At 60.8% G+C, this 14,696-nt stretch carries 17 protein-coding genes; 11 read left to right on the plus strand and 6 right to left on the minus strand.

Features of this window, described 5'->3' with window-relative positions; genetic code table 11:
- Nucleotide 1: 1 nt before the first annotated feature.
- Nucleotides 2–544 (minus strand): cysteine hydrolase family protein, encoded by a 543-nt coding sequence (locus DK870_RS24925; RefSeq protein ID WP_161549977.1) that lies wholly within the window; start codon nt 542–544, stop codon nt 2–4.
- Between the two features lie 197 nt (nt 545–741).
- Here DK870_RS24925 and DK870_RS24930 point away from each other — a divergent pair, with 197 nt between their 5' ends.
- The 3 genes from DK870_RS24930 to DK870_RS24940 are packed head-to-tail and all read left to right on the plus strand — an operon-like array spanning nt 742 to nt 2,131.
- Nucleotides 742–1,017, plus strand: a complete 276-nt coding sequence (locus DK870_RS24930; protein WP_060755830.1) for a metal/formaldehyde-sensitive transcriptional repressor — start codon at nt 742–744, stop codon at nt 1,015–1,017.
- On the plus strand, nt 1,014–1,919 hold the full coding sequence (gene dmeF / locus DK870_RS24935; protein WP_161549978.1) for a CDF family Co(II)/Ni(II) efflux transporter DmeF: 906 nt from the start codon (nt 1,014–1,016) through the stop codon (nt 1,917–1,919). The genes DK870_RS24930 and dmeF overlap by 4 nt, the downstream gene beginning before the upstream one ends.
- A gap of 32 nt (nt 1,920–1,951) precedes the next feature.
- Complete coding sequence (locus DK870_RS24940; RefSeq protein ID WP_090369728.1) at nt 1,952–2,131, plus strand: DUF1289 domain-containing protein; 180 nt, start codon at nt 1,952–1,954, stop codon at nt 2,129–2,131.
- 10 nt (nt 2,132–2,141) lie between these two features.
- Here the strand turns inward: DK870_RS24940 and DK870_RS24945 are convergent, their stop codons facing one another.
- Together DK870_RS24945 and DK870_RS24950 are read right to left on the minus strand one after the other, a co-directional pair.
- Nucleotides 2,142–3,008, minus strand: coding sequence for a DNA/RNA non-specific endonuclease (locus tag DK870_RS24945; RefSeq protein ID WP_161549980.1), 867 nt, complete (start codon nt 3,006–3,008; stop codon nt 2,142–2,144).
- Nucleotides 3,009–3,102: 94 nt separating this feature from the next.
- Nucleotides 3,103–4,320 (minus strand): MFS transporter, encoded by a 1,218-nt coding sequence (locus DK870_RS24950; RefSeq protein WP_161549982.1) that lies wholly within the window; start codon nt 4,318–4,320, stop codon nt 3,103–3,105.
- 120 nt (nt 4,321–4,440) lie between these two features.
- Between DK870_RS24950 and DK870_RS24955 the strand changes: the two genes are divergently transcribed.
- A complete protein-coding gene (locus DK870_RS24955; protein ID WP_161549984.1) occupies nt 4,441–5,082 on the plus strand; it encodes a TetR/AcrR family transcriptional regulator in 642 nt (213 codons plus the stop codon).
- A gap of 42 nt (nt 5,083–5,124) precedes the next feature.
- Here the strand turns inward: DK870_RS24955 and DK870_RS24960 are convergent, their stop codons facing one another.
- From DK870_RS24960 to DK870_RS24970, 3 genes are all read right to left on the minus strand, one after another.
- Nucleotides 5,125–6,183 (minus strand): D-isomer specific 2-hydroxyacid dehydrogenase family protein, encoded by a 1,059-nt coding sequence (locus DK870_RS24960; protein WP_161549986.1) that lies wholly within the window; start codon nt 6,181–6,183, stop codon nt 5,125–5,127.
- 80 nt (nt 6,184–6,263) lie between these two features.
- Nucleotides 6,264–7,574 carry a HAMP domain-containing sensor histidine kinase gene (locus DK870_RS24965; RefSeq protein ID WP_161549988.1) on the minus strand — a complete coding sequence of 437 codons (1,311 nt, stop codon included), beginning with the start codon at nt 7,572–7,574 and terminating at the stop codon, nt 6,264–6,266.
- Nucleotides 7,567–8,241, minus strand: a complete 675-nt coding sequence (locus DK870_RS24970) for a response regulator transcription factor (protein WP_104994364.1) — start codon at nt 8,239–8,241, stop codon at nt 7,567–7,569. The genes DK870_RS24965 and DK870_RS24970 overlap by 8 nt, the downstream gene beginning before the upstream one ends.
- 135 nt (nt 8,242–8,376) lie before the next feature.
- Between DK870_RS24970 and DK870_RS29460 the strand changes: the two genes are divergently transcribed.
- From DK870_RS29460 to DK870_RS25000, 7 genes are all read left to right on the plus strand, one after another.
- Nucleotides 8,377–8,550, plus strand: a complete 174-nt coding sequence (locus tag DK870_RS29460; protein WP_178126906.1) for a hypothetical protein — start codon at nt 8,377–8,379, stop codon at nt 8,548–8,550.
- Complete coding sequence (locus DK870_RS24975; RefSeq protein ID WP_161549990.1) at nt 8,531–8,911, plus strand: hypothetical protein; 381 nt, start codon at nt 8,531–8,533, stop codon at nt 8,909–8,911. Before DK870_RS29460 ends, DK870_RS24975 begins: the two co-directional genes overlap by 20 nt.
- A 415-nt stretch (nt 8,912–9,326) precedes the next feature.
- Entirely contained in the window at nt 9,327–10,238 is a 912-nt protein-coding gene (locus DK870_RS24980; protein ID WP_372241712.1) for a methyl-accepting chemotaxis protein, read from the plus strand.
- Between the two features lie 9 nt (nt 10,239–10,247).
- A complete protein-coding gene (locus DK870_RS24985; RefSeq protein WP_003174214.1) occupies nt 10,248–10,616 on the plus strand; it encodes a response regulator in 369 nt (122 codons plus the stop codon).
- A gap of 22 nt (nt 10,617–10,638) precedes the next feature.
- Nucleotides 10,639–10,926: a lipid asymmetry maintenance protein MlaB gene (locus DK870_RS24990; RefSeq protein WP_161549994.1), complete on the plus strand. Its 288-nt coding sequence runs from the start codon at nt 10,639–10,641 to the stop codon at nt 10,924–10,926.
- Between the two features lie 38 nt (nt 10,927–10,964).
- A complete protein-coding gene (locus DK870_RS24995; RefSeq protein WP_161549996.1) occupies nt 10,965–13,004 on the plus strand; it encodes a chemotaxis protein CheA in 2,040 nt (679 codons plus the stop codon).
- Between the two features lie 29 nt (nt 13,005–13,033).
- Entirely contained in the window at nt 13,034–14,692 is a 1,659-nt protein-coding gene (locus DK870_RS25000; RefSeq protein WP_161549997.1) for a methyl-accepting chemotaxis protein, read from the plus strand.
- The last annotated feature ends 4 nt before the right edge of the window (nt 14,693–14,696 follow it).

Below are 14,696 nucleotides of genomic sequence, written 5' to 3' on the forward strand. Positions count from 1 at the left end.
GTCAGGCCTCCAAGGCCTGGGCGACAGTGACGATGCGCGCAAAGCGGTCTTCCAGCACCAGCTCCGTGCGCTCGCGGATCTCGGCCGCGGTGTAGACCCGCGCGCTGCGCGCGTGAGTCATGGGGAAGGTCAGCGTCGCCTCGCTGACAAAGTCCACGGTAAAGCCGCTGTCCGACGCCTGCCGCGTGGTGGTTTCGCAGCACTGTTCAGTGCGAATGCCACTGATGATCAATGTGTTCACTCCCATCTCCGTCAGCCGTGCCGCCAGGGGCGTGCCGGCAAAAGCACTGTGGTAGCGCTTGTGGATGACCAAGGCCGGCTCGATCGACAACTCGCTCAAGGTTCTGACGTTGCCCGATGCCATCGAAAAATGCCCCTGGTCTTCAACATGGAAGACTTGTATCACCGGGATGCCTCGCTGAACACATCCATCAATCAGGGCCTGTTGTTTGGCAAGGTAGTCAGGCAGGTCATTTTCGGACCAGTAGGTGGAATGGCGGAACGAATGCTGGGCATCGATCACGATCAGGGCTTTGCGTTTCATGGACAGTCCTCATGGTGTGAATTTCAGACGCCATGGTAGGCGCGCCACCCGGTACGCAACAGGCACAGGCCGGACCAGCCGAGGACGGATTCGGACATCATGACATACCAGCTCTCGGCAACCGCTCGACGCCTCGCGTTGTATAGGGGGGCGGGGTATGCAATGATCCGCCCCATCATAGGTAGGGGGGGTATGCCATGGGCCATATAGCCGCGAACAAAGACAGCTTGATCAAACGCGTCAAACGCATCGCTGGGCAAATCCAGGCAGTCGAAAAAGCGCTGGAGTCAGACGCTGACTGTGCCAAGACCCTGCATCTGGTGGCCGCCACCCGTGGCGCCATCAACGGGCTGATGGAGGAAATCATCGAAGACCACGCCAGGGCCCATGTGGCCGATCCGTCCCTTAGCGAAGAAGCCCGCAACAAAGGTGTCGAAGAATTGCTCGAAGCCATCCGGCGGTATTCCAAATGACTCTCACGCCCCACACCCACGAGCATGTATTCCTCGGTTCATCCCACGAAGAAAACGCCAGGCGCACCCTCTGGGTGGTGTTGCTGACCGTCGTCATGATGGTGGCGGAAATCGCCGCCGGCGCGTTGACCGGTTCCATGGCCCTGCTGGCTGACGGCTTTCATATGGCTACGCATGCCGGCGCCTTGGGCATTGCCGCTGCGGCCTACGCCTACGCCAAACGTCATGCGAACAGCCCGCGATACAGCTTCGGCACCGGCAAAGTCGGCGACCTGGGCGGCTTCGCCTCGGCGCTGATCCTGGCGCTGGTGTCCCTGGGCATTGGTATCGAGTCGGTGATTCGCTTGCTGCAGCCTGCCGAGGTGCAGTTCGGGACAGCGACGCTGATCGCCGTGTTGGGCCTGGCGGTGAATATCCTCAGTGCGCTGCTGCTGGGTCACGGCCACAGCCACGGGCATGACCACGACCACGATCATCACCCTCACGGCCACGACAACAACATGCGTTCGGCCTATGTGCACGTGATCGCCGATGCCTTGACCTCGGTGCTCGCCATCGCCGCGTTACTGGCGGGCCGCTACCTGGGTTGGGTGTGGTTGGACCCACTGATGGGCATTGTCGGCGCCCTCGTGATTGCGCGATGGGCCTGGAGCCTGATGAAGGCCACCGCCGGTGTGTTGCTGGACCAGACCGATGAACAGGTCGCTGCCGAGATCCGCGAGTTGGTTGAACAACCCGGCGATGCCAGGATTACCGACTTGCACGTCTGGCGCGTCGGCCCCGAGGCATATGCGGCGATTGTCAGCGTGGTCGGCCGCTCGACCAATGCCGAGAGCATTCGCGAGCGCCTTGAACCTGTCCATGAGGTGAGTCACCTCACGGTCGAATTTCACGCCGCCTAACGGCGGCCTTTACTGCGCACCCGGGTGAGACCTTGGCCAAAGATATTGAAAACCCCTGCATTTCCATCTGCCAGCTCAGCGGTGACCTGTGCGTCAGCTGCGGACGCAGCAAGGACGACATCCGCAAATGGAAACGCATGAAGCGTCCCGAGAAAATGGCCGCTGTGCAACGTGCGACGCAGCGGCTCAAGGCATTGAAGAAGGCCAGATAAGGTGGACGAATCAGGTCCGCCCGACGGACCCCGCGACCGGCAAATTACCCAGCAACCTGAGCCCGGTGCTTTTGACAAAAGTGTCGTAGTCCATCGGCTTCTGGATGCGAGTCTCGGCGTTAGGCAGCACATAGGCCCAGGCGCGTTTTGACGAAGCGTCGTACACCAGTTTGAACAGGCGCGTCGGCACCCAGACCTTGTGCGCGCCCATGGTGCTGTAGCCCGGGTCAAACAGCGGCCCAGTGAACACGAAGACATTGCCACCGGCACGGGTGGCAAATTTACGCACGTCCGCTTCGACCTTGCTCCAGATCTTGCGGTTGTTGGTCGGGTCTTGGGGCACCATGTTCGACAGCGCGAAGGATTGCGCCATGGCATTGGCACTCGGTGCGTCGGCGGCCGGGGACTGGTGACCGCGATCCATCGCCGGATGCTGGCCGCGATAGTCGCTCAGTTCTGCGCGACCGTCCTTGGGAATGCGTGGGTCCGGGTAGAACTGGTTGGTGCGCTCCTCGCCCTTGGCATCTTTCAACTGCGCGGCATTCAAGCGTTCGACCACCACCAGCGGCGTCCTGCTGGTTTGCGAGTAGAGCACAGCGAAGTTGTCCGAGCACAGCGCCAGGGGCTTCATCGAAACCGGCACGGTGGCAAGGTTGATCGGCGTCGCAGCGGGGAACAGATCGGCACAACCGTCAAACGTGGGCTTTTTCTGCTGGTTGGAATAGAGGTCGAGAGCGGCCCCCTGGCTGATCGAACCGGAGTGCGAGCTGTGTGCCTGGGCCGGAGGCTTGATAAAGTCCAACAGACTGCGGGCTTGTGCCCCGGTAGAGAGCAAAACAAGGGCCGACAGCCCAACTGCAATGTTGCGCAGGTGCATGGCGTGATTCTTCGCAAGAGAGTGAGGCGACAGGCTCCGAAATGCGGAGCCAAGTGACTGATATTGCGAGGGTTACTGACCAGGCAAAGTCACATTAGTGCCCTGCTGCGAGCGGTTTTCCCGTCGCCCGTGCGCCGGGCTTGAAACCGTGGGCATGAGCGCCCCCGGCAATCGCAAACGACAGCACAATCAACACCAGCATGGCCCACGGAAACGATGCCACGCCCCAGGTATCGAGCAATACCCCGCCCACCAGGCCGCTGGCGGCGATTGCGCTGTTCCACGCCACCACATTCAGCGACAACGCCACGTCGGCCCCCTCGCCCGCCGCGTCCGCCAGAGCAGTTTGCAACAAGGTGGCGGCGCCGCCGAAACTCGCGCCCCACACCGCCACGCCAAAGTAAATCACCAAGGGCAACTGCCCCAACAAGCCGAATAGCACACTCACGGATGCAAACGTCGCCAGGCTGACCAGCACGGTCTTGCGCAACCACGCCTCGACACATTTTGCCGTAAGCCAAATGCCCGCCAGCGCGGCGATGCCAAACACCAGCAACACGCTATCCACACGCTCGGCCAGCCCGGCCGGTGCCACGAACGGTGCAATGTAGGTATAGAGAATATTGTGCGCGAGCATCCAACTGATCACCACCGCAAGCACCGGCCGCACACCCGGCGTGGTCAAGACCTTGCCCAGGGACAGACGCTGATGCGCGGCCTGCGGTGGATAGTCCGGGACCTTCGCCAGCACCCACACCATCAGCGCCAGCGTCAATCCTGACATCAGGCCGAACGTCGTGCGCCAGCCCACCAGGCCACCAACCCAAGTGCCAAGCGGCACCCCCAGGGACAGCGCAATCGGCGTCCCGACCATCGCCAGCGCAAGTGCCCTGCCCTGCTGGTGTGGCGCGACCATGCGCCGGGCGTAGCCGGCCAACAGGCTCCACGCCAACCCTGCGGCCACACCCGCGAAGAATCGCGCTACCAACGTGACGCCATAGTGAGACGACAACGCGGTGATCGAGTTGAACAGCAGGAAACCGACGATGGTCAGCAGCAACACATTGCGTCGACGCCAGCCTCGCGTCGCGATGGTCATAGGGATCACCGCCAGCACTGAACCCAAGGCATACGCGGTAACCAGTTGCCCGGCCATGGACGGGGTCACGGCCAGGCCTTCGCTGATTAATGGCAAGAGCCCGGCCGGCAAGGTTTCGGTGACGATGCAGATGAAACCGGTCATGGCCAGGGCGAGCAATGCGCCGATGGGCAAGCGGTCAGATGACTCGGATAAGCTGAGTGAAGGTGTCACGGGAAACTCCTTGGAAGGACTTAGATACTGATCGTTACAAATATTGCGCAGCGCCGCGATGCGTTGTCAACGACTTATGTATCGACTAGTATTTATCTCGTCACCCAGAGGATTTTTGCCATGGCACAAATGGGGCGCCCCCGTAACTTCGACCGCGAACACGCCGTGGAGCAAGCTATGCACTTGTTCTGGCAGCATGGTTATGACGCCACTTCCCTGGCCCAGCTCAAGTCGGGCTTGGGTGGCGGTATCTCCGCTCCGAGTTTTTACGCGGCCTTCGGCTCCAAGGAAGCGCTGTTCGATGAGTGTGTGCAGCGCTACCTGGCAACCTACGCGCAAGTCACCGAATGCCTGTGGGACGAAAGCCTTGCGCCACGCCAAGCGATCGAAACGGCGCTGCGTCAATCAGCGCGCATGCAATGTGAAGATGGACACCCCAAAGGCTGCATGGTGGCGCTCGGCGTGATGAGTGCACCAAGCCCGGACAACGCGCGCGTTACGCAGGCATTGACGCAATCACGCACGCGAACGCGGGCGGGCATTGTGCAGTGTGTAGAACGTGCGATCAGTATCGGGCAGTTGCCGAGCACACTGGATGCGGCGGCACTGGCCACGGTGTTTGATAGTTTTCTGCAGGGCGTCTCGATCCTGGCGCGGGACAACGTCCCCCATGAAAGCATCGACGCGGCTATCAACCATCTGCTGTTGACGTGGGATATTGCCGCCGCTACGGCGCCGCCGATACGTCCCGATACGCCATAACCTCTGGGACGAAAACCAGGCACCCGCGCACGCAGCCCGTCATCAGGCTTTACCCGTCGCGACGGTACTGAGCCTATGGATCTGATCGATGATTCGCCGCGAGGCCGTGCGGATCGCCGTGGCGGTATTGCCCGCGATGTGAGGCGTCAGTTGCGCATTGGGGATGCCGGTCAAGGGCGAGTTGAACTGGTCTTTTTCCAAGGCAAAGGTATCAATGGCGACTGCTTTCACATGCCCTGGAAACTCGGTCATGAAGGCTGCGAGCTGATATTCATCAACGATGCCACCACGTGCGGTATTGATCAGAATCGAACCTCGACGCATCTGCGCGAACTCGGCAGCCCCGAATAACCCTCGGGTTTGCGGGGTGAGCGGCACATGAATCGAGACGATATCGGCCTCACTCAGCAGTTGCCCCAGGGTTTGCCTGCGCTCCAGTTCAAGGCTGCGCGCCATCTGCTCGGTAAAGCGCTCTGAACCCGTGGCGATCACCTTGATCCCCAGCGCACCCGCCTTGCGCGCCACCTGTTGCGCAATACTGCCGGTGCCTACCAGGCCGAGGGTCAGCTCGGAGCATTCGCGGCCAGGCGCCAAGCTGCCTTTGGACCAATGGCCGTTGTGGGTCTGTGTGTTGTAGGCATCCAGGTCCCTGGATAAAAACAACGCCTGGGCAACCACATATTCAGCGACCGCCACCGCGTTGGAACCCGGCGTGCTCAATATCGTCACCCCGTGCCGTTCGCAGGCTTGCCGGTCGATATGGTTGGTACCGGCGCCTGCCTGGGCGATGGCACACAGCGGGGTGGCCAGGGCGGGTGACGCTGCGGCACGGATGAGTGCTTGCCCGAGGGGAATGTTCAAACGTGTCTTGAACACGCTGTACCCGCCGGCCTGCCTCACTGCATCAATGAAAGCGGGCTCGTCGTGGCAGTTGATCTCGGCATAACCAATGCGCCCACCGTAGTGTCGCTTGATGCAGTCCTTATCGGTGAAATAATGAAGGTTCAGGGTAACCACGAGACCCAGTTCAAGGCATTGATCGACCTCCTCGAACAACAACGGTGGCGCGGGCGCATCCAGTATCAGCGTGGTGAAAGCCATGCACTTGATCCTCTTGAAGGGAAACCCGGCCTGCCGCTACGCAGGTTACCAGCCCGAACACAGTAATCGTTAACGGCCCCTTACTTCGCCGACTCGACCGCCAGCGAGTCCGTGAAGTCGAGAATGACAGTGAAACGATGTTGCACGCGAATCACTTCAATGTGCCAACCCAGTTTTGCACATAGCTGGCGCATCAACTGCAGCCCAAGGCCATAGCCGAAGTCGTTGGACTCCTGTTGCGGCGGGATCTCCCTCATCTGATTGGCAATAAACAAACGGGGGTATTGGAAGCTGATTTCTACTTCCCCCTCCTGCGCGTACTGAAGCGCATTGCGCAGGAAGTTGCCGATCACGATGCGGCATGCGGTGGGAGGCAAGCGGCAAGGTTCGTGGCGGATGTCGATGATCAGCTCGATATCCCGGTTACCGATCAGGTAGCGATGTTTCTCAATCAATTCGCCCACCAGCTCACCCAGGTCAACGTCTGCTTCCGGCAGCGGCTCGGGGCTCTCGCGGCTCATCCACAGCAATGTCTCGGCGATGAGCTGCATATTCAGCACGGAGCGCTCGATGCGCTGCAAAGAGGTCGGCAGCACACCGCCCGATTGCAGGGTCAACAGTTCCATATTGGCCTTGAGCACCGCCAATGGGGTGCGCAGTTCATGGCTGGTGTAGCGTAAAAGACGACCTTCGCGCTGGCTGGCCGCCTGCACCTGCTCGACACTTTTGGCCAGCGCTTCGGCCAGCATATTGAATTCCTTGAAGCTGAAACCCGGCCGGCCGGCGGCCATTGCGTCAGCATTTTTCAACGTACTGGACCATTCGGCCAGGCGTCCCAACGGACGCACCAACCACCACACCAACAAGGCGATAATGAGCAGCGCCGGCACGAATACCGCCAGGCTGATGAACGTGACGCTCTGCAACACCTGGTCAAAGTAGGCATCGGACAAGGGTGTCTCGACTTCACCGCCCTCCTCGTGGTCATGGTCGATGTCATACAGGTACAGGGTTTTACCGTCCCCCAGGGGCTGCTCGAGGATGATCTGGAAGGGGGCATCGTCATCATCGGAGTAAAGATCGCCGAAGATGTGGACCGCGCCGAAGGACAGGCTCGGCGGGCTATCCAGCATCTGGCGGACGTTCTGCGGCAACGCCTCCTTGCCGATGACGCCGGTATAGAAGTAATTGTGCGGAGGTGGCGTGGTCGGGTCTTTCTTGTAGTGCCGGATAAAATATTGGGCTTCTTCTTCCATCATCGAGCTGGCGGTGTAGAGCAAGCCGCGCACGGTGAATACAGGCAGCAGGTGGCTGTAGATCAGCAACACCACCGCAATCAGTAACAGGAAACTCCCGCTGATCACCCACTTCAGGCTCAACCCATTACGCATAGGGTTTTACCTGAATACCGACCCCGGCAAGGGTATGGATCAATGGCCGGCCAAAGGGTTTGTCGACCGTCTTGCGTAGCCGATGCAGGTGCACTTTGAGCGTATTACTGTCCGGAGGCTCATCGCCCCAGACTTTTGCTTCCAGCCGCTCTCGGGGAACGGGTTCAGGACTGGCGCGCATCAGATGCTCCAACAAGGCCCAGCAGATCGGCGACAAATGCAGTTCCTGTCCTGCGCGACTGACCTTACGGGTGGACAGCTCCATCACCAAATCATCCACCTGCAGGCGGCTGGTCTGACCGCTGCGGCGCATGCTCAATGCGCGAATCCTGGCCACCAGCTCGGCCAGTTCGAATGGCTTGACCAGATAGTCATCGGCTCCCGCGGCAAAACTGGCGAGCTTGTCCGACAACGCATCCAGCGAAGTCAGCATCAGGATCGGCGTCTGCACGCCTTGCTGGCGCAGTCGTTCGCATAACTGCTGGCCATCCAGTCGCGGCAGCATGATGTCCAGGAGAATGACGTCGTAATGTTGGTTGAGTGCCAGATTAAGTCCGGCCTGGCCATTACTGGCGTGGTCACAGACGATACTGCTGAACGCCAGATACTCGATGACGGTGGTGGCCAGGTCCAGGTTGTCCTCGACCAGCAGCAGATGAATATGCACAGTAAAAAGCCTCGGACAGGTAGTGCGCAGAGGCTTGAAGGATAACGGAAGCCGGCCGGCCTTCGAATGATGTTTACCTGATGTTAACCCTCCCCTGCTTAAGCTGAGGCTCTTCTTATCCAGAGCATCACAGCCATGAACCTGTCTTCGATGATCATCGGTGCCCTGCTGGTGTTGATTTTCTCCGCCCTGATGGCTGGCTTCCTCGCACCGAAAGCTCAGTTGATCCGCATGGGAGGCAGTAGCTGGTTTCTGGTGGGTCAGAACGTTGAGCGAACAGGGTCGTTGTATGTCGTCAGTGCGTCCTGATCACGTAAACATCAGCTATACCTATCAGTTGGTATTGTGCGTAGTGCTGATTGTTTGCGTGTCGTTGTCGATGGGGATCTATATCACTCGCGTGAATGCGTATGTTGATCAGCAACGAGAGCTGTCGCCGGTGTATCTGCACGAGTGCCATGAAGGCCGCGGCGGCTTTATTGTCTATGCTGATGGCAGACGCAGCAGTGACAAGTGTTATAGCTGCGATGAAGGTGAATCGGCGGGTGCCGACGAGGCGCAGGGCCTGCCAGGCTCACACCGTACCGGGTGGCTCGAGTACCTCCTGCCTACGGTTGAAGAGCCGCGGATTCTCAAGAGATGGGGCAACTCTCCTGCCGACGCCCGGTAACACACCGGTCACAAACCGGACGGAAGGTATGTACCCCATCTAAAGTTAAGGCGCCGGGGACAGATAGACTTTATGTCGTTCACATCTGCAACACTGTTCAAGGACCGAACTCATGACTCAGCGTCAATCCGGCCGTACTTTCCCCCCCGTTCCCTTGCCTTTTCGCTGGTTTGCGTTAATCCCGGTCATCCCTGCCATTGCATGGATACTCCTGCAATCAGCCTCGCCGGCCAATCTGGCGGCCTGTGCCGTACTGCTGCTGATCGGTCTGGGTGCATGCGCCTGGAGCACCCGTTCGCAGCGTGACCTGGTGCTGCGAGCAATTGCGCAGGCCAAGGCAGACCCGGCAGATGCAGACGCGACACACCACGGCATGGCCGTGCGCGCCCAGCTCGACGAGGTGTTGCTGGGCGCCATGCCCATCTGGGCCAAGCAAGTGGAAAGCTCGCGCCTGCAGACCGAAGACGCCATCGTCAGCCTGGCCAACCGTTTCACGGGTATTTCCACGCGCCTGCAGGACACCGTGCAGGCCTCGCAGCAAGCCGCCGGGGAACTCGATGGGCAGGCTGCAGACGGCGCGCTCAAGGTACTGGCGCGCAGCGACAGCGAACTGAGCCAGGTCATCGACTCGCTCAAGGCCGCTCAATCGAGCCGCGACCAGACCCTCTCCCAGGTGCGCAGCCTTACCGCCTATACCGGCGAACTGCGCACCATGGCCGCCGACGTGGCGGCGATTGCGGCACAAACCAACCTGCTGGCCCTCAATGCCGCGATCGAGGCGGCGCGTGCCGGTGAAGCCGGGCGCGGGTTTGCCGTGGTTGCGGATGCGGTGCGCAGCCTGTCGAGTAAATCCAGCGAGACCGGCCAGCAGATGTCGGCCAAAGTCGACATCATTAACAACGCCATTACCCAACTGGTGCAGGTGGCTTCCAGCAGCGCCGACCAGGACAGCCACTCCGTCGCCGCGTCCGAGCAGAGCATCCAGCAGGTGCTCGAACGCTTCCAGAGCATCACCGGGCGCCTGGCAGATTCCGCCGACCTGCTCAAGCAGGAAAGCTACGGCATCCGTGACGAAATGACCGAGGTGCTGGTCAACCTGCAATTCCAGGACCGGGTCAGCCAGATCCTCAGCCATGTACGCGACAACATGTACGCCCTGCATGAGCACCTGCTCCAGGCCAACCAGATGCCCGACCAACTGGCGGCCGTCGATGCCCGCCAGTGGCTGGCGCGCATGGAGGCCACCTATGCCACCGACGAGCAGCGGCGTAACCACCATGGCGATACCGCTGCGCAGCAGAGTTCACAAGACATCACTTTTTTCTAGGAGCACAGCATGGCGAAGAATGTATTGGTGGTCGATGACTCGAGCAGCGTGCGACAAGTGGTCGGCATTGCCTTGAAAAGTGCCGGCTACGATGTGATCGAGGCCTGCGATGGCAAGGATGCCCTGGGCAAGCTCAACGGGCAGAAGGTGCACCTGATCATCAGTGACGTGAACATGCCCAATATGGACGGCATCACCTTTGTAAAGGAAGTCAAGAAGCTGGCCAGCTACAAGTTCACCCCGATCATCATGCTGACCACCGAGTCGCAGGAATCGAAGAAAGCCGAAGGCCAGGCCGCAGGTGCCAAGGCCTGGGTGGTCAAGCCATTCCAGCCGGCGCAGATGCTGGCGGCGGTGTCCAAGTTGATCCTGCCCTGACCGATGACGGCACGGAGGCCTTATGTCCATCACCTGCGAAACAGTCGACGGCACCGCCCGCCTGGGCATTGACGGCGAATTGACGATCTACACCGTGGCCGAGCTTGCCGCCGCGCTGCTGCCCCAGATTGGCGCGGTGCCACGCCTGGAAATCGACTTGTCACAGGTCACCGAAATCGACGGCGCCGGCCTGCAATTGCTCGCGGTCATCAAGCGCGAAGCCGCCGGCAATGGCACGGACCTGAGCCTTGCCGGGCAGAGCCAGGCGGTCACGAGCACCTTTCAACTGTGTGGCGGCGCGATCTTCTAGCGCGCAGCCCCGCTCAATGAGCGACAAGGAGTGTCCAGGTGAATATTGATCTCGATCAGGCACAGCAGACCTTTATCGCCGAGGCACGCGAGCTGCTGCAGGTCATGGAGCAATCCCTGCTGCAACTGGAGAGCGAACCCGGTGATGAAGATGCGATCGGTGCAGTGTTTCGCGCCGCCCATACCATCAAAGGCTCCGCCGGATTGTTCGGCTTGGCACCGATTGTCGGTTTCACGCATATCGTCGAAGATGTGCTCGACCGCCTGCGCGATGGCAGCGTAAAAGTGGATGCGGCGTTGATCGCACTGCTGCTCAAGTGCGGCGACCACATACTTGACCTGATCGAGGCGGTCGACCATCACGGTGGCGCGCTGCAGCCTGCGACACTGGAATATGGTGAGGTGTTGCGCGAAGCACTGAGCGCCTATCAGCCACTGCAGACGACAATCGCCGTTGTGGAAAGCGCAGGCCAAGATGACGATACCCGCGCCGAGGTGCTCTGGCATATTTCCCTGCGTTTCGGCGCAGAGGTGTTCCGCAATGGCATGGACCCGTTGTCCTTCTTGCGCTACCTCGCCACGCTGGGCCAGTTGCTACAGGTCACCCCGCTGACCGAGCGCATTCCGCCCGTGGACGCCTGGGACCCGGAAAGCTGCTACCTGGGCTTTGAAATCGACCTGCGTTCGAATGCCAGCCATGCCACCCTCAATGAAGTGTTCGACTTCGTACGCGATGACTGTGAGGTGCTCATCAGCGCCCTCGACGCGCCAGGCGACAGCAGCACCGCAGCCGGTACCGAGTTGGTCACCCAGACCCTTGCCAGCCCAGTGGCGACCACGCAACAGCGCGTCGCGACGACCAGCGACGTCAAGCCGCGGGACGGCAACTATGTACGGGTCAATGCCGACAAGCTCGATGAACTGATCAACCTGGTCGGTGAGCTGGTCATCGCCAGCGCCGGTGCCAGCCTGTTGGCGCGCTCCTGCAACAACGACCCGCTGGAAGAAGCCGCCTCGACCGTCTCCGGGCTGGTGGAAGAGATCCTTGATGGCGCGCTGCGCCTGCGCATGATCCCCATCGGCGATACCTTCAATCGTTTCCGCCGCGTGGTGCGCGATGTCAGTCAGGAACTGGGCAAGGATATCGACCTGATCATCAGCGGCGCGGAAACCGAGCTGGACAAGACCGTCGTCGAGAAAATCGGCGACCCGCTGATGCACCTGTTGCGCAATGCGATGGACCATGGCATCGAGAACGCCGAGGCCCGACGCGCCGCCGGTAAATCGACCAAGGGTCACCTGAGCCTGAATGCCTACCACGACTCGGGCAGCATCGTGATCGAAATCGCCGATGATGGCGCCGGACTCAACCGCGAACGTATCCTGGAAAAAGCCCAGGAACGCGGGCTGGTCGCCAGCGGTGCGGTGCTCAGCGACCAGGAAATCTACAACCTGATTTTCGAAGCCGGTTTCTCCACGGCCGAGGCGGTGACCAACCTTTCCGGACGCGGTGTCGGCATGGATGTGGTCAAACGAAATATCACCCTGTTGCGCGGTACCGTCGACCTCGACAGCCGCCCCGGCCAAGGCACCGTGGTGCGCATTCGCCTGCCGCTGACCCTGGCAATCATCAACGGATTCCTGGTCGGCATCGACCATTGCACCTACGTGATTCCGTTGGATATGGTCCAGGAATGCGTCGAGCTGGACGAACACCAGCGCCAATCCAGCCGCGACCAGGGCTACCTGGATCTGCGCGGCGAGGTGCTGCCGCTGGTGCACCTGCGCGACCACTTCAACCATGAAGGCCCGCCGGCCCGCCGCCAGAACGTGGTGGTGGTGCGCTATGCCGAACACAAGGCCGGGCTGGTGGTGGATGACCTGCTCGGCGAGTTCCAGACCGTCATCAAACCCTTGGGCAAGCTGTTCGGTGCGCTACGCGGCATCAGCGGCTCGACCATTCTGGGCAGCGGCGCGGTGGCCCTGATCCTGGATATACCGGCGTTGCTCAACCAAATCGTACAACAGGAAGCCCGCACACCTCAGGCGCCCTCGTCGCCCGCGGTCGGCGTGCGCTGACGCATTCGCAATTCCATGGAGGTTCCCCGATGAAATGGTTCTACGATCTTAAGATTTCCACCAAATTGATCAGCGCGTTCCTGGTAGTCCTGGCGCTCACTGCGGCCATGGGCGTGTTCGCAATCCACCAGCTCGGTGCCGTCAACCAGGCAGCCCAGGAGATCAAGAGCGATTGGATGCCATCCATGCGCGCCGCGGCCGGCATGCGTTTTTTTGCAGCCAATTATCGTCTGAAGGAAAACCGCCACGTCACTACCGAGATCGCCGAAGAAAAGGCCCAGGCTGATCGCGAAGCCGATGAGACGCTTCAGCAGTTCAATACCCGCATGGGCACCTACGAGCAATTGCTGTCGGGCGATGAAGAACGTCAGCTTTTGACCGGTTTGAAAAGTGCCTGGTCCACCTACCTGGCGACCAGCAAGCAATTGCTCGACTTGTCCCGGCAGAACCAGGAAGCCGCTGCGACTACCCTGCTCAGAGGGGAGTCCAGGACGCATTTCGATGAGGTGACCAGCCGCTTGCAGAAAATGGTCGAGTTCAATGAAGCCGGCGCGAGCGAAGCCGGTGACAAGGGCTTGGCGTTGTACGACAGCGCACGCGTGTCGATCATCGCGGTGCTGGTCGCCGCCCTGTTGATCGGCCTGGGCCTGGCGGTGTTCATCGCGCGGATTATTTCGCGTCCACTGAGGCTAGCCGCGACCGCCGCCGAGCAATTGGCTGAAGGCAACCTCAGCACCCCTATCGCGCCGGGCGGCAAAGATGAAACCGGCATGGTGCTCAATGCCATGCGCAACATGGTCGGCAAACTGGCGACTATCATCGGTGAAGTACGCAACGCTGCCGATAACCTGGCGAGCGCCTCGGAGCAAGTCAGCGCCACCGCACAGTCGATGAGCCAGGCCACCAGTGAACAGGCCGCCAGCGTCGAGGAAACCAGCGCGTCTGTGGAACAGATGAGCGCCAGCATCAATCAGAATACCGAAAACGCCAAGGTCACCGATGGCATGGCCAGCAAGGCGGCCAAGGAAGCCACCGACGGCGGAGAGTCAGTGCAACAAACGGTATTGGCGATGAAGAAAATCGCCCAGCGCATCAGCATCATCGATGACATTGCCTACCAGACCAACCTGCTGGCGCTCAACGCCGCGATTGAGGCTGCCCGGGCCGGCGAGCACGGCAAAGGTTTCGCGGTGGTCGCCGCCGAAGTCCGCAAACTGGCGGAGCGCAGCCAGGTGGCCGCGCAGGAAATCGGCGAACTGTCGTCAAGCAGCGTGGACATGGCGGAAAAGGCCGGAAAACTGCTCGACGAAATGGTCCCCTCGATCAACAAGACCTCCGACCTGGTGCAGGAAATCAGTGCCGCGTCCGAAGAGCAGGCGGCCGGCGTGGCGCAGATCAACACAGCCATGACCCAGCTCAACCAGGTGACCCAGCAGAACGCCTCCAGCAGCGAGGAACTGGCGGCGACCGCCGAAGAAATGAGCAGCCAGGCCGAGCAGTTGCAACAGGCGATGAGCTTTTTCGTACTCGACGCCACGTCCGGCGCCGCGGTTCAACCCAGCAGTGTGGACAGCCCTGGCAACAAGCCCAGCCGCCAGCCACCCCGCCCGGCACCGCAGCCCGCCCGCAAAGCGTTTGCCTACACGATGGCCAGCGCACCGGACGAGTCGGAATTTACCCGTTTCTGATGCG

It is taken from the genome of Pseudomonas sp. Q1 (genome assembly GCF_009935975.1).
GTDB classification, from domain to species: Bacteria; Pseudomonadota; Gammaproteobacteria; order Pseudomonadales; family Pseudomonadaceae; genus Aquipseudomonas; species Aquipseudomonas palleroniana.

Excerpts from the sequence above, each read along its gene's own strand:
- DK870_RS24930 (WP_060755830.1), top strand. The coding sequence starts at position 742 with ATGGGCCATATAGCCGCGAACAAAGACAGCTTGATCAAACGCGTCAAA.
- DK870_RS24975 (WP_161549990.1), top strand. The coding sequence starts at position 8,531 with ATGTCGTCAGTGCGTCCTGATCACGTAAACATCAGCTATACCTATCAG.
- DK870_RS24980 (WP_372241712.1), top strand. The coding sequence starts at position 9,327 with ATGCCCATCTGGGCCAAGCAAGTGGAAAGCTCGCGCCTGCAGACCGAA.
- DK870_RS24965 (WP_161549988.1), bottom strand. The coding sequence starts at position 7,574 with ATGCGTAATGGGTTGAGCCTGAAGTGGGTGATCAGCGGGAGTTTCCTG.
- DK870_RS24945 (WP_161549980.1), bottom strand. The coding sequence starts at position 3,008 with ATGCACCTGCGCAACATTGCAGTTGGGCTGTCGGCCCTTGTTTTGCTC.
- DK870_RS29460 (WP_178126906.1), top strand. The coding sequence starts at position 8,377 with ATGAACCTGTCTTCGATGATCATCGGTGCCCTGCTGGTGTTGATTTTC.
- dmeF (WP_161549978.1), top strand. The coding sequence starts at position 1,014 with ATGACTCTCACGCCCCACACCCACGAGCATGTATTCCTCGGTTCATCC.
- DK870_RS24960 (WP_161549986.1), bottom strand. The coding sequence starts at position 6,183 with ATGGCTTTCACCACGCTGATACTGGATGCGCCCGCGCCACCGTTGTTG.
- DK870_RS24925 (WP_161549977.1), bottom strand. The coding sequence starts at position 544 with ATGAAACGCAAAGCCCTGATCGTGATCGATGCCCAGCATTCGTTCCGC.
- DK870_RS24955 (WP_161549984.1), top strand. The coding sequence starts at position 4,441 with ATGGCACAAATGGGGCGCCCCCGTAACTTCGACCGCGAACACGCCGTG.
- DK870_RS24990 (WP_161549994.1), top strand. The coding sequence starts at position 10,639 with ATGTCCATCACCTGCGAAACAGTCGACGGCACCGCCCGCCTGGGCATT.
- DK870_RS25000 (WP_161549997.1), top strand. The coding sequence starts at position 13,034 with ATGAAATGGTTCTACGATCTTAAGATTTCCACCAAATTGATCAGCGCG.
- DK870_RS24985 (WP_003174214.1), top strand. The coding sequence starts at position 10,248 with ATGGCGAAGAATGTATTGGTGGTCGATGACTCGAGCAGCGTGCGACAA.